The 12,972-nt window shown below is 65.5% G+C and carries 13 protein-coding genes and 1 pseudogene; 7 read left to right on the top strand and 7 right to left on the bottom strand.

The window, feature by feature from the left end:
• Nucleotides 1-62 precede the first annotated feature (62 nt).
• The 5 genes from IFJ75_RS13565 to IFJ75_RS13545 form a co-directional block, all read right to left on the bottom strand.
• Entirely contained in the window at nt 63-359 is a 297-nt protein-coding gene (locus IFJ75_RS13565) for a DUF736 domain-containing protein (RefSeq protein WP_207868716.1), read from the bottom strand.
• A 717-nt stretch (nt 360-1,076) separates the two neighbouring features.
• Nucleotides 1,077-1,295, bottom strand: a complete 219-nt coding sequence (locus tag IFJ75_RS13560; protein ID WP_207868715.1) for a hypothetical protein — start codon at nt 1,293-1,295, stop codon at nt 1,077-1,079.
• Between the two features lie 433 nt (nt 1,296-1,728).
• Nucleotides 1,729-2,004, bottom strand: a complete 276-nt coding sequence (locus tag IFJ75_RS13555) for a hypothetical protein (RefSeq protein WP_207868714.1) — start codon at nt 2,002-2,004, stop codon at nt 1,729-1,731.
• 4 nt (nt 2,005-2,008) lie between these two features.
• The gene (locus IFJ75_RS13550) at nt 2,009-2,164 is read right to left on the bottom strand and encodes a hypothetical protein (RefSeq protein ID WP_207868713.1); all 156 of its coding nucleotides are present in this window, start codon (nt 2,162-2,164) and stop codon (nt 2,009-2,011) included.
• Between the two features lie 275 nt (nt 2,165-2,439).
• Nucleotides 2,440-4,506, bottom strand: coding sequence for a ParB/RepB/Spo0J family partition protein (locus IFJ75_RS13545; protein ID WP_207868712.1), 2,067 nt, complete (start codon nt 4,504-4,506; stop codon nt 2,440-2,442).
• A gap of 477 nt (nt 4,507-4,983) precedes the next feature.
• Here IFJ75_RS13545 and IFJ75_RS13540 point away from each other — a divergent pair, with 477 nt between their 5' ends.
• From IFJ75_RS13540 to IFJ75_RS13515, 6 genes are all read left to right on the top strand, one after another.
• Nucleotides 4,984-5,448 (top strand): Hsp20 family protein, encoded by a 465-nt coding sequence (locus IFJ75_RS13540; protein WP_207868711.1) that lies wholly within the window; start codon nt 4,984-4,986, stop codon nt 5,446-5,448.
• A gap of 230 nt (nt 5,449-5,678) precedes the next feature.
• Nucleotides 5,679-6,314, top strand: coding sequence for a MarC family protein (locus tag IFJ75_RS13535; RefSeq protein ID WP_207868710.1), 636 nt, complete (start codon nt 5,679-5,681; stop codon nt 6,312-6,314).
• Nucleotides 6,315-6,463: 149 nt separating this feature from the next.
• Nucleotides 6,464-6,799: a hypothetical protein gene (locus IFJ75_RS13530; RefSeq protein ID WP_207868709.1), complete on the top strand. Its 336-nt coding sequence runs from the start codon at nt 6,464-6,466 to the stop codon at nt 6,797-6,799.
• Nucleotides 6,800-7,067: 268 nt separating this feature from the next.
• Nucleotides 7,068-7,361, top strand: coding sequence for a hypothetical protein (locus IFJ75_RS19765; RefSeq protein ID WP_225896823.1), 294 nt, complete (start codon nt 7,068-7,070; stop codon nt 7,359-7,361).
• 207 nt (nt 7,362-7,568) lie between these two features.
• Nucleotides 7,569-8,012, top strand: a complete 444-nt coding sequence (locus IFJ75_RS13520) for a Clp protease/crotonase-like domain-containing protein (protein ID WP_225896822.1) — start codon at nt 7,569-7,571, stop codon at nt 8,010-8,012.
• Between the two features lie 503 nt (nt 8,013-8,515).
• A complete protein-coding gene (locus IFJ75_RS13515) occupies nt 8,516-9,064 on the top strand; it encodes a cell envelope biogenesis protein TolA (RefSeq protein WP_207868707.1) in 549 nt (182 codons plus the stop codon).
• Here IFJ75_RS13515 and ku read toward each other — a convergent pair.
• Nucleotides 9,061-9,909 (bottom strand): non-homologous end joining protein Ku, encoded by an 849-nt coding sequence (ku, locus tag IFJ75_RS13510; protein ID WP_207868706.1) that lies wholly within the window; start codon nt 9,907-9,909, stop codon nt 9,061-9,063. The genes IFJ75_RS13515 and ku overlap by 4 nt on opposite strands.
• Nucleotides 9,910-9,989: 80 nt before the next feature.
• Nucleotides 9,990-10,232 (bottom strand): DUF5961 family protein, encoded by a 243-nt coding sequence (locus IFJ75_RS13505; protein ID WP_207868705.1) that lies wholly within the window; start codon nt 10,230-10,232, stop codon nt 9,990-9,992.
• On the opposite strand from IFJ75_RS13505, the pseudogene ligD reads away from it, so the two are divergent.
• Nucleotides 10,182-12,970, top strand: a pseudogene (gene ligD, locus IFJ75_RS13500) (DNA ligase D). The gene IFJ75_RS13505 and the pseudogene ligD overlap by 51 nt on opposite strands.
• Nucleotides 12,971-12,972: the final 2 nt, after the last annotated feature.

The raw sequence follows: 12,972 nt of genomic DNA, 5'->3' as shown, positions 1-12,972 counted from the left end.
GCTCTCCTTGTCTGAGGGATTGGGAAAGGGGCGGCGGCGCCCGCGGGCGCCGCCGTCTGTGGTCAGCGCGACCAGATCAGGCTGTGCCCATCATCGGTCTTGACCAGGGAGGCGTAGATCGGAGCCGGGAAGCTGGGGTCGTCCAGCTTGCACGAGAGGTATTCGCGATCGTCCTTGGAGGTGCGCTTCCAGGCCGCGCCAAACTCCGTCTGGCCGCTGAAGATCCGGTAGTCCGGAGCCTTGTCGTCGGTCTTGTCGTTGGGGCGCAGTTGCGCCGCTTTGACGTTGAGGGTCAGGGTCTTGATCGAACCTGCGTAGCTGCCGTCCGAGGCCTGGGTGAAGGTGCCGATGGTGGCCATTGTCGTCTCTCCTGCTGATTTCGGGCCACGCCTGCCGCGGCCTCGATGGCGATCGGGAGACCGGGAGACGGGCGGTCCGCAGGGCGAAGCGCCTGTGGCGCAAGTCCCCGCAGCGCAGCGGAGGACCGGACAAGGCGGGTTTCTTGTCTCGCGAGGAGGCCGAAGGCCGGGGAAGAAACCGGACGGTCCGGTTGGGGAAGCCGCCCGGCGCCCGGTCAGATCAGGCCATTGAGAGACCGCGCAAGGCTGGCGGATCATCGGGAGAGGGCAGGACGATCCACACCCCTTCACCGCCCGGGCGGATGCGGCTGGAGCGCCTCGCTCACTCTCACGCACGGGTGTGCTGATGGCCCACCCTTCGCCGGACGAGACGGTCCTGACGGGGGCTGTCACGCTCACGGAGGTTGGGGCGACCTTAATGCACAGCCCCTCGGGACGCGGTTCAGCGCGCCCTAAAGAGACGTGACCCCCGGGTGGCGGCCTGCTCACACCGTGAGGCCGGTGGCGCATCAGTTGGACCCGATCAGGTCGATGCGACAGGACCATCGCCGGACGCCCGGGTCCAACCGCGTTAATCCTTGCCCGGAAAGGGCGCGGCCCTTTGCGCCAGGAACCTGTCTGCGATCGATGGGGGGCCTCGTCTCTTGGGACCGAGCGGTCGGCGTCAGCGGGGTCGTTGAGAGCCCCGTCTTGTGGATGAGAGTCGCACGGGCTGCGTCAGGCCTCGAGGCTGACGGCCATACGCCGGAAGTCCGCCGCATCGGACGCGGCGCCAAAATGGTAGTTGTCACCCGAGACGTAGAACCATCCAGCGCCGGGACGGCGCTCCAGCCAGTCCGTCATCCGCGCGCGTTGGGAGGCGCTCCCGGCGGGCAGGCTGAGGTGGGAGATGGGGCCTTTGACGAGGGCCCATTCGATCGGTGACAGACGCTTCATAGCGACCGAAGACAATCGTTCGGACGGCGTGTCGAGCGCCCATGCCGTTTTTTCAACAGATCATCCGACCCCTGTTCAGACCTGGATACCCTGTCGACGGGAGGGTTGGGATCGGCTCCGAGCGAGGATCGCGAAGGGCGTGTGAAATGCCTGTCCGGCGGCGATGACGGGGCGATCACCGTGTCCAGTGCCGGGGCCTTTCGACCTGACACAGGACGGCATAGCCCAGACGCGTCTTGTGTCTCTGCTCCATCTCAAAGAAGGCCGCATCGCCTTCGAACGCAGGGACCTGGCCAGGGTCCGCGAACGGGTCCGGCGGGCCAGGCCCTCTACGGTGAAATGCAGCAGTCGTTGTGCGCCGGTGTGATCCGGCAGGGTCAGGACACGGCGCACGCAGCAGATGCGGGTGTTCGGGGCCGGCGGTCGAGCCATCTCAGTACCACAGGGCGATGGCGGCGGCCGGGATCGGTCCGTTCGGAGCGGTGGAATGGCGGGTGTAGCTGACGACCGCCTCGCGATGACCGCACCGGCACCGGAAACGGCCGGACCGGCCTTCAGGCGGCCAGAACCGTCGCCCGCCGAACAGGGGGCGAGGATCGAGCAGGACAGCGTGTTCACAGCCCGGACGATCGCACTGGACGATCAGGCGCGGGCCGAACGCGGGCGCGACATCGTCTCGGGCGATGCGTGGACGATTGGGGTCAGGCATGGGGTCATCGCGCCGGACGGCGGGCGAAAGCGGGCAGGGCGGCGGCGAGAAGAGCGAGGGATGTCGCCGCCCTGTCGTCGTGGCCGCCCGGCGCGGAGCGGTCGGCCAGACCGTTGGCGAGCAGACGCGGCGGGGCGGATTTCGTCGGTTTCGGATGCATGATCGTCTCTCCCTGGGCGCCGACCCGAAAGGATTGTGACTCCGCGACGCCCAAGGCTGCAAGCAAATGTTCCTTGTTTGTTCCAGTTATCGACAACTCATTTAGGCGGCGCTTGTGCAGGTTGGACGGCGTCTCCCTGGCTATCGCCGAGCGTAGCGCAGTCCGTGAGCCAGGGAATGACGCTCCAGAAGTCGGGGCGCCTTAACGTTCGTCTCATACAGACAAGGCGAATGGGCCGGATCACGAGCGTGATCCGGCCCATGGAGGCAAAGCCCTTATTCCGCGGCGAAGGCGTAGCCGTCATCCGTTTGCGGGACAGTGTCGGAGACGGTCACGGTGGGATCATCCGGCGCCTGCGCCTTTGCCGTCCGCAGCACCGGCGGCAACCACCCGGTTCCAGCGACCAGCAGTTCGGAAGCGTCGGCCATATCCGCCTTCTTGAACCCGGCGATCCGGTCGGCCTCCGGTTTGCCGACGGCCTCGGTCACCGCCTCCAGCATCCGCGCCTTGGCGACGCGGCTGAAATAGCTGGAAGCGGTGGCGGTCCAGGTCGTCGTCATGTCCAGCCCGGACGCCGTCGCCAGCACCTCGGCCTGAGCCCACGCCCCGACACGACGGTCATGAGGATCGCGCACGGCGTTGACGGCGAGCGAGGCGCAATGCGCCATCAGGTCGAGCAGGTCCGAACCGGGCAGATCGAGAAGCCCGGACCAGAGGTCCGCCGCCTTGGCCGGCAAGCGGGCCCGCCACGCCTCTCCCCGTTCGCCGATTCGCCGTCCCGCCGGGCCTTCGCTGACCCCCGGCGCCAACCGCTCCAACCCGATAAAGCCGAGGCGAAGCGACATCGGCGACGTCTGGTCGTAGCCGGGATAGAAGGTCTGGAGCGCCATGGCGTGGACGACGACCGCGAGAGTCAGGGGCGCATCCTGCGCCAGGGCGTCCTGCAATCCCGCTGTGCGGTGCGCGGTGAGGTCGATGACCAACCGCTCCGACAGGGGCGCCAACCCTTCGTCAGCCTCGGCCTCTGTGCCGCGACCCTCGTCACCGGAAACCGCCTCGCCTTCGCCGTTGGCGTCGCCTGCCTCTTCCCAAGCCTCTTCCGACGCCTCGCGTGGCGCCTTCAGCACGTCCTCGGGCCGCACCAGACCCCGTTCGAAACGGGCGAGGCCGTCATAGCCGAGAGTGACGATCACTCCGGAACGGCTGAGGTCTTCGGCGGAATAGGCGAAGTCCGGACCGAAGGCCTGCAAGGCCGCATCGATCTCTTCCAGCCGCGCGTCGCGCTCCGCCGAGGGCGCTTCGGCGTCCTCCATCTCGACGACCAGTTGGTCGTACTCCGCCGAGAGGCCCGCGATGGCTGCGCACGCCTCCTCCGACCGCTCCACCGCTTGTGCATAGACCCGGCTGTAGGTCTCGCCATAGGGAAAGTCGAAATGGGCGCTGGCCCATTTCCATCCCTCCCGCTCGCGAGCATCCTCGGCAAGCCCGTCCAGCTTGTCCTGAACCAGCCGGTCCAGAAGACTGATGTCCTCCAGCCAGCCCGCGCCGTCCTCGGTAAAGAGGTCGCGCAGCACCACCCCGCCCGCCGCCTCGTAAGCCTCCACCCCGACGAATCGGGCGCGCCGGTCGTCGAGCTCCACCTTGGCCTCGGTCATGTAGCGCCGGACGGCGTAGCCCGGCGTGTTCTGGCTGATCCGCTCGAACACCTGACGCTGACGCTCATGGTCCTCGCTGACGGCGAAGCCCATCAACTGGTCCATGGTCAGGCCGCCCGCCCGGTAGGTCGCGATCAGCTCGGGCGCCACCGAGGCCAGCCGCAGACGCTGGCGCACCACATAAGCCGAGACCCCGAACCGCGCGCCGATCTCCTCCGGTCCATAACCCATCTCGACGGCCAGCCGGTTAAAGGCCTCGAACTGGTCGGCGGGATGCATGGCTTCGCGGGTGATGTTTTCATCAAGACTGATTTCATGAGCGTCGTTTTCGGTGTCCACGATCACCCGCACCGGGTGGGTCTTCTTGATGATCTTGCGCTTCGCCAGAAGCCTCAGGCCCTGCCGCCGCCCCTCGCCGATGGTGACGAGGTAATTCCCGGTCGGGGTCCCATCCTCCTTGGTCTCGATCTCGACCACGGGTGGCTGCAACACCCCCTTGGCATTGATGGAAGCTGCGAAGGCCTCGATGGTCGCCACGCTATGGGGGACCTTGCGGGCGTTCCTCGGCGAGGCCTTCAACCGGTTCAGCGGCACGATGATTTCCGCACCGTGCACAGGTTCGGTGCTTCTGCCGGACGCCGCGCTTACGGCGGCTGTCGCGGTCGCTTCGATCGATTGAGCAGTCATGTCTCTGCCTCCTTTGGGCATGGGTTGCAGGCACGCGAACTGCGCGCCTGAAACCCTGCCCCTCGGCGAGAGCGGGGTAGCAAAGGCCAGGGCGGACCGGCCGGAGGGGGATCGCCCGACCTGCACAAGCCTTGCCCTCGCGGCGATATGACAATTCAGCCGGCGCGGAAGGCCGGGGAGACCGGCCGGTCCGGCGGCGTAGCCGCTTCACCCTGGCCTGCGCGAGGGCGGAGCCCTTAGCCTACTGTCCTGGTCCGACGGTCGTCCTGCGGACCTTCGGCCTCCTGACGGATGCGCGCAGAAGGGGGCAGGAACCGCCATAAAAATTTTGCCTGATCGGCTTGAAACCACAGTGCGGCAAACCAGTTTTCCGGCCGAGGGCGCCGGAAGGGCCTTCCGGATCGCGACCGATCCGATCAACCCTCCGTTCCGGGAAATCGCGGGACGGTTTCAACCTTGCTGTTCCAGGAGGATGACATGCGTACTATCGACTTCAGCCCGCTCTACCGCTCCGCGGTGGGCTTCGACCGTATGGCGAGCCTGCTCGAGACCGCTGCGCGCGCGACCGACATGAATGGCTGGCCGCCCTACAATATCGAGCACACGGGCGAGAACACGTATCGCGTGGAGATCGCCGTCGCGGGCTTCACCACCGATGACCTCGCCATCGAAATGAACGAAGGCCAACTGATCGTGAAGGGCGACAGGAATGTCGGCGCGGACACTGATCAGAAGACCTACCTTCATCGCGGTCTCGCCCAGCGCGCCTTCGATCTGCGTTTCCAGCTCGCGGACCATGTCTTGGTCACGAACGCCGTCCTGGAAAACGGCCTCCTCTCCGTCAATCTGGAGCGTCAGTTGCCCGAGGCCCTCAAACCGCGCCGGATCGAGATCAGCACAGGTCAGACTTCCAGGCTCGAAGATCAGCGCGCCGCCGCCTGATTGTGATCACAGCGCCGGGGCGGTCGTTCGCCCCGGCGTCTTGCCGGCTGGCGCCCACTGACCCCCGGGATTCCACTCACGCTCCAGCCGTCGGGAATGTCGGGACGCCGTCCCCCCTGAACCAAGGCGCGCGGTTCGGCGATCGTATGGCGAACCGGACCGCCCGCCAGGTCAGCTGGCCGCCGTCGGCCTGAAGTCCAATGCTGACGCTTTAAGGACAGGAGCAGGCGATGCATCTGGAGGCGGGCATTCTGTCGGCCCTGGTGACGTTTATCGTGACGATCGGGCCGGTTGAGACCGCAGTCATTTTTGCCGGATTGACGTCAGGCGTTCATCGCGCCGATCGAAGAAAGCTCGCGGCTCGGGCGGTCCTGATCGCGGGAGGCATGCTGGGTTTGTTCGCGATCGGCGGCGGTCTTGTCCTGTCGTGGCTGCACATCTCTCTTCCTGCCTTTCGCGTTGCGGGCGGGGTGCTGCTTTTTCTGCAGGCCTTGAGTCTGACATTTTCAAATCCCGGCATGTCCTCGATCGACGAAGGAGAGCGCCGCGAGGCGAAGGCCCCGGGCGACATCGCCGTGTTTCCCCTCGCGTTTCCCTTGATCGCAGGGCCGGGCAGCCTGGCTGCGGCAGTTCTGGTTATGGGACGCACGACGACCTGGATGGACGCCGCGGCGGTGCTGGCGGTTCTTTCGATAACCCTCGCCGCCACCTATGGGGCCATGCGTCTCGCAGAGCGTCTGGTCGGTTGGCTGGGCCGCACCGGCGCCGATGTCGTCGGTCGCGTCTCGGGCGTCCTGCTCGCCGGTCTGGCGGTCCAGTTCATCTTCGACGGGCTTCGCCAGGCGGCGCTGTTCTCCAACTCGTGAGCCCTCGACATCGACGGTGAGGCGCAGTTCAGGCGCACGATCAATGGCAGGACAAGGGCGCGTAATCCCGGGTCGTGTTGCGGACAGTCGGGTGGCCGACACCCAAAGACCCGTAATGAACCGCCGCGCTTGCAGAGAGTTTTGTGGCCATGACGTCTATCGACCCTCAGACCTGTCGGCGCGCGCTCCGCGAGATCAGCGAGATCGCCGCCGTTGCCGTGCTGCAGGACAGCCAGATGACGGAACAGGAGGCGTTGCAGGCCATCGCTGCGATCGCTGACTGGACTATCGAGGAGACGCCGGGAGACCACGCGGCCTGCGCCGACGTCGTGCGGCGCCTCGATGCGATGACGCAAGCCGTCGACTTTGATGCCCTCGGAGACCACGAGGCCACTGCGCTTTTCGACAATGTGCTCGGGCTTCTCAAAAGCCACCCGGGCCCGGCTCGTTCGGGCGTTATGGATGGCGGACTGGAGGCGCAGTGATATCGCGACTACGGGTCGATACGGGTCGGGAAGCCACGCGGGAGACGTACGGCCCGTGACGATGGTGGACGACAGTCAAAAAGGACGGATTCTCGCCGCCGAAAGTTCCGCGCGGCTCGCCCGGGCCCTGGTCGAGAGGGGGGTGTACGTTCTGGGCGGGCTGACCGCCCCTGGACCGGAGCCCACGACGCCCGAAACCGTCGGCGTTCCGCCGAACTCGCTTCAACCCGTAAGTCAACCGGCCGTTCAGGGCGGAGGAGGACATCAGATGACGACCCACACCCGACGCGACGCCGATATCGAGACGCCCCACGCTGTCCATGTGACGCCAGGGGAGGGCAAGCCAGACCAACTGGCGCCGCACACCGCCGAAGCCGAGGATCGGCAGGAAGCCCTGATTGACGAGGGGTTGGAAGAGACGTTTCCGGCCAGCGATCCCGTTTCCGCCAAAACGCATAACCTGAAGCGGAAGGCTTTAGCGGGCGACCCCCTGGCGACGGCCGATCGAGGTGAACCTTGGACAGCGAGCAGGCGGCGGCTTTCCGAGCCCGCAGCGTGGTGAAGGACGTCGAGGCGTCGGAAACCCGGGAACCCTGCGCCCCTGCCGGCGATTTGGCATCCCCGGAGTGCGATGATGACGACAGACTGGAATGAAACCCTGAACCCGCAGGCTTTTGACGCACCGCGTATCCTGCTGTGCGGTACGGTCGACTATGACATGTACGACAGTTTCCGACGACAATTCGCCGACGCCCCGCGCACGGGCCTGGTGGTCGTCGAACTGTCGACCTTGGGCGGCGACCCCGAGGTGGCGCGAATGATGGGCGAGGACATCCGCTTTCACAGCGAACTGTCCGCCGAGCGCCGCTTCGTCTTCCTGGGCAAGGCGGCGATCTATTCCGCCGGCGCCACTTTCATGAGCTTCTTTGCACGCGGAAACCGGTATCTGACGCGGGGGACGCGCCTGATGATCCACGAACGCAAGCTCTGCAAAACACTGGAGATCAATGGCCCGCTGACGACCTGCATCGCCTCGGTGAAGGCCACCCTTCATGAGATTGAACATTCGATCGCGATCCAGAACGAGGGGTTCGAAAACCTCATCGCCGGGTCGTCCGTGACCATGGATGAAGTGCTCAGGAGGGCGCCTGAAAACTGGTACCTGGAAGCCCAGGAAGCGAAGACGCTCGGCCTGATCGAGGGGGTGATCTGACCGACCGCCAACCAGCAAAGCCAGGGAACTCTGCTCTGTCTGGCCTGTTTAGTTTGTGTGCGCGTCGATGAACCCCGACTCCTCGCCGCGCACAGCTTACGCCTATGGAAACCTCCGGCCCGCCGCGCCTTCTGCGGCGGGCCGTTCCCTTATCCGGGCCTGGCCATTCGGATCGGCCGTGTCGTCTTCCGTGTCGGGAGCGCCGGGGGCGTGATGTTGCGGGCGCGCGGGTCCTCTGGTTTTTCGTGGGCCTATGTCCCAGGCGTCCTGGCCTAGCCCGACCGGTTTGCCGGACATACCGAGCGGGTCGACTTCAAGGGGAGAGGTCTGGTCATCGGCCACGCACATCTCCTTTGCCGGCCTGAACCGGCCTGGCTGGGCTTGAACCTCGTGCGGGCGTCGCGCAGGTCCGCGCAATCGGTGGGGCGCGGCTTTCACGCGCCCACCATGGAGCCAAACCCGCCTCCGGAGATTTTGCCGGGGAGCCGCCAGAGGAAACAGATGTGAGCAAGCCGCCCAAACGTCGTCTCAAGGTTTTCCAGGCGCCCTTCGGTTTTTATGACACGGTCGTCGCCGCGCCCAGCCGGGCGGCGGCGCTGCGTGCGTGGGGCACCCATCAGGACCTGTTCGCTTCAGGACAGGCGGCGGAGATCAGCGATCCTGAAACCGTCGCGATAGCCGTCAGACATCCTGAGGTCGTCCTCAAGCGGGCGGTCGGATCGAAGGACGCGTTCGCCGTGGAGGCGACAAGCCTGCCTGACGTTCCCGCGCCGCAACCCAAGGCCGCCCGCGCGAAACCCGAACGTGCACCGGTCAAGGCGGTCAAGCCCGCAAAGCCCGTCGACCGTCGTGCGCTCGACGCGGCGGAGGCCCTTGTCCGGAAGGTGGATCAGGACCGAAAGGCGGAGGAGGCGCGCTTTCGAGAGCGTGAGGCGGCGCTGGAAGCGCAACGGACAGCGGCACAGGAGGCCTATGTCGTCGAGCGCAAGGCGGCTACCGCGGCTCTCGTCAAGGCGAGAGAGGCCTTTCGCCGCGCGGGCGGCTCGGATTAGCCCGCCTTGCGGGCCTTCGCCTTGGCGGCCGGCTTTGCGGCTTTTTTCGCCGTGGACTTTGCCGGGGCCTTCGCCTTGCCGCCGAGGCTTGCGCGCAAGGCTGACATCAGATCGATGACGTTGGTGTCCTCGGGTTCGTCGACCTTCGCGGGCTTGTGACCTTTCTTCTTGTCCTCGATCAAAGCCTTGAGCGCCTCTTCGTAGCGATCGACGAACTGGCTGGGATCGAACGGCCCTTCCTGTTGCTCGATGATCTTCTCGGCGATCGAGATCATCGCCGCGTCGGGCTTGGCGTCGCTGATGCCGGAGAAAATCTCGTCGGGCTTGCGAACCTCGGCGTCGGTGCGGATCGTGTAGGCGAGAATGCCCTTGTCGCGCGGCTCGAGCGCCAGGATCCGCTCGCGGGTCGAGATGACGACGCGCGCCAGCGCGATCTGCCCCGACTTCTCCATGGCGGTCCGGATCACGCCGAAGGCCTCCTGCGCCATCTTGCCATCCGGAGCGAGGTAATAGGGATTGTCCCAGTAGAGCCGGTCGATCTCGTCGCCCGGAACGAAACGTTCGATCTCGATCGTCTTGGTGCTCTCCAGCTTGACCGATTTGATCTCCTCGTCGGTCAGAAGGATGTATTCGCCCTTGGAGACCTCATAGCCCTTCACCAGTTCCGAGCGTTCGATCGGCCCCGTATCAGGGTCGGTGGTGATCATCTTGATCCGGTTGTTGGTCTTCGGATTGATCAGGTTGAAATGCACGTCTCCGCCGGCATTGGTCGCCGTATAGAGCGAGACGGGGCAGGTCACGAGCGAAAGCTTCAGGTGACCTTGCCAGCTGGGACGGGGCGCCATGACGTTTTCCTCCAGCGCTGAGCTGCGCAGTTCAGAGGCCTCAACGACTGGCCGGGCGAATCGTTCTCCCGAGCGTCAGTTCAGCCGCAAGGCGCAGCATCGCCGGTTTCGAGATCAATGCGGAAACAGTGCTCGTGGCCGCTTTCAACGTCGCGCACGATCACGCTGAGATCGTCTTCGGTCGTAACGGGCGGACTGAAGTCCTCGACATAGGCGACCGCTGCGGCCTCGAACGACACCTCTTCGACGACCCTCGCGTTGTGGCCTTCGGTATGGCGCGCATGGACATGAAATCGACGGGCGGCGGGCTCGGCCTGGGTCATGATCGGTCTCCTCGAAGCGTCAACGCGCCTGGCGCAAAAAGGATTCCGGATACGGCCGCCGAACAAGGATCGAGTGGGCGGCTCGATCGTTGTCCGGTCCTCAAACCGGTCGGAGCGATCATGGCGGATTCCAAGCTCGACACCTATCAAAGCATGCGGGATTTTTCTCGCACGGCCGAACCGTCGGGCGACAACGCGGCCGTTGTTCCATCCCAAGCGCTTCGCTTCGTCATCCAGAAGCACGCCGCCAGTCACCTCCATTTTGACCTGAGACTGGAGTGGGAGGGCACATTTCGGTCATGGGCGGTTCCCAAGGGGCCGTCGCTGGATCCGAAGGATCGCCGTCTCGCAATGGAGGTGGAGGACCACCCTCTCGACTACGGTGACTTCGAGGGGACGATCCCCAAAGGCGAGTACGGGGGCGGTACGGTCATGCTCTGGGACCGCGGATTCTGGGCGCCCGAAAAGGGCTTTGAGTCCGTCGGGGCGGCTCTGCGAAAGGGCGAGCTGAAGTTCGTCATGGAGGGCGAGCGCATGCACGGGTCCTGGGTCCTCGTTCGGCTCAAGAAGAACGAAGGGGCGAAAGGCAAACCGCCGTGGATGCTGATCAAGCATCGTGACGACGGCGCTCGCGAAGGCAATCCGACCGGTCCGACCGATGCGGACACATCCGTGGCGTCAGGCAGAACGATGACGGAAATCACCAATGGCAAGGGCAGGACGGTCAAGCCTTTCATGACCGCAAAAGGGCCCGACGCCGGCGCGGTCTGGCGCAGCAACCGCAAGACGGCGCCCGAAAAGGTTGACCGCGCCGCGACCGAGGCCCGCAAGCGCGCGAGCCCTCGAAAGGTGAAAGTCCTCCCAGAGTTCGTTGAGCCGCAGCTGACGAAGTCGATGGAGAAGCCGCCGGTCGGGCCCAACTGGGCGCACGAGATCAAGTTCGACGGCTATCGCATGCAGCTTCGCACCGCGGACGGGACGGCCACTCTACGGACTCGCAAGGGCCTCGACTGGTCGGCGAAATTCCCGGAGATCGTCGCCTCGGGCGCCGGGCTGAGCAATGGCATCATCGATGGCGAGGTGGTGGCTCTCGACCATACGGGAGCGCCGGACTTCGCCGCTCTCCAGGCCGCGATCTCGGAGGGCGAGACCCGCAATCTCGTCTTCTTCGTCTTCGACCTGCTTTTTTCCCGCAGCGAGGATTTGAGGCCGCTTCCGCTATCCGAACGCAAGGCGCGTCTGGAGGCGGAGATGGCGGACGCGCCCGCCAACCTGCGCTACGTCGACCATTTCGTGACGGCCGGCGACGCCGTGCTGCTCTCTGCGTGTCGCATGGACCTGGAAGGCATTGTCTCCAAGCGCCTGGACGCACCCTACCAGTCCGGACGGAGCGAGACGTGGACCAAGTCGAAATGTCGTCAGGGACATGAGGTCGTGATCGCCGGCTGGACCACGACCGGGGACGCCTTCCGATCCCTGATCGCCGGCGTCTATCGCGACGGCCGCCTCGTCCATGTCGGCCGCATCGGCACCGGTTTCAGCCGCACGACCGTCGACAGGATCCTGCCCCGGCTCAAGGCGCTCGAGACCTCGGAAAATCCCTTCAAGGGCAAGGGCGCGCCGCGCAACGCGGCGGACATCCACTGGATCCGGCCGGAGCTGGTGGCGGAGATCGAATACGCGGGGTTCACAGGGGACGGCTCGATCCGGCAGGCCAGCTTCAAGGGGCTGCGTGAGGACAAGCCGGCCCGCGAGGTCGAGGCTGAAACTCCCGCGCCGGCGGCGAAAACGCCCTTGGCCGAACCGGTCACCATCCGGGCACGGACCGTAACCCCGCGTGGATCCGCACCCGTCATGGGGGTTACGATCTCGAACGCCGACAAACCCCTCTGGCCCGATGCGGGCGATGGAGGACCTGTGACCAAGAAGGACCTCGCGGAATATTACGAGGCGGTCGGGCCGTGGATGCTTGGCCATATCAAGGGCCGTCCCTGTTCGATGATCCGGATGCCTGACGGGATCGAGGGCGAACAAAAATTCTTCCAACGCCATTCGGGCAAGGGTCAGTCGGCGCTCATTTCGGAAGTGACGGTGTGGGGAGACCGCCAGCCCTATCTTCAGTTCGACCGGGTCGAAGCCCTCATCGCCGTGGCCCAGGTCGGAGCGGTCGAACTTCACCCCTGGAACAGCGAACCCTTTGCCCCCGAACAGCCGGGGCGTCTCGTGTTCGACCTCGACCCGGCGCCGGACGTTCCGTTCGAGGCGGTCATCGAAGGCGCGCGAGAAGTGCGGGATCGTCTTGAGGCGCTTGGACTTGTCAGTTTCTGCAAGACCACGGGCGGCAAGGGCCTGCATGTCGTGACCCCCTTGAAGGCGAAGAACCTGGACTGGGATACCGCCAAGGCCTTCGCCCGCGATGTCTGCAAGGTCATGGCGCGGACGCGCCAGATCGATACCTGATCACCATGGCCAAGAAGGACCGCGGCGGGCGGATTTTTCTCGACTATCTGCGCAACGATCGCATGGCGACGGCTGTGGCGCCCCTGTCGCCGCGGGGCCGCCCCGGCGCACCGGTCTCGATGCCCCTGACCTGGAGCCAGGTCAGGAAGGGTCTGGACCCGATGCGCTATACGGTGCGCAGCGCCCCGGCGTTGGTCCGCAAGCTGACCGCGTGGGAGAATTACTGCGAAGGGGAAAGACCTCTGGCGGCGGCTATCAAGCGACTCGGAAAGGTCTGAGC

It is taken from the genome of Brevundimonas goettingensis (genome assembly GCF_017487405.1).
GTDB lineage: Bacteria > Pseudomonadota > Alphaproteobacteria > Caulobacterales > Caulobacteraceae > Brevundimonas > Brevundimonas goettingensis.
Note: the sequence above shows the minus strand (reverse complement) of the source record. Positions and strands in the feature narration are given on the sequence as shown.

Bases quoted from the DNA above. Each gene is read 5' to 3' on its own strand.
- IFJ75_RS13565 (WP_207868716.1), bottom strand. From the start codon at position 359: ATGGCCACCATCGGCACCTTCACCCAGGCCTCGGACGGCAGCTACGCA.
- IFJ75_RS13560 (WP_207868715.1), bottom strand. From the start codon at position 1,295: ATGAAGCGTCTGTCACCGATCGAATGGGCCCTCGTCAAAGGCCCCATC.
- IFJ75_RS13555 (WP_207868714.1), bottom strand. From the start codon at position 2,004: ATGCCTGACCCCAATCGTCCACGCATCGCCCGAGACGATGTCGCGCCC.
- IFJ75_RS13550 (WP_207868713.1), bottom strand. From the start codon at position 2,164: ATGCATCCGAAACCGACGAAATCCGCCCCGCCGCGTCTGCTCGCCAAC.
- IFJ75_RS13545 (WP_207868712.1), bottom strand. From the start codon at position 4,506: ATGACTGCTCAATCGATCGAAGCGACCGCGACAGCCGCCGTAAGCGCG.
- IFJ75_RS13540 (WP_207868711.1), top strand. From the start codon at position 4,984: ATGCGTACTATCGACTTCAGCCCGCTCTACCGCTCCGCGGTGGGCTTC.
- IFJ75_RS13535 (WP_207868710.1), top strand. From the start codon at position 5,679: ATGCATCTGGAGGCGGGCATTCTGTCGGCCCTGGTGACGTTTATCGTG.
- IFJ75_RS13530 (WP_207868709.1), top strand. From the start codon at position 6,464: ATGACGTCTATCGACCCTCAGACCTGTCGGCGCGCGCTCCGCGAGATC.
- IFJ75_RS19765 (WP_225896823.1), top strand. From the start codon at position 7,068: ATGACGACCCACACCCGACGCGACGCCGATATCGAGACGCCCCACGCT.
- ku (WP_207868706.1), bottom strand. From the start codon at position 9,909: ATGGCGCCCCGTCCCAGCTGGCAAGGTCACCTGAAGCTTTCGCTCGTG.
- IFJ75_RS13505 (WP_207868705.1), bottom strand. From the start codon at position 10,232: ATGACCCAGGCCGAGCCCGCCGCCCGTCGATTTCATGTCCATGCGCGC.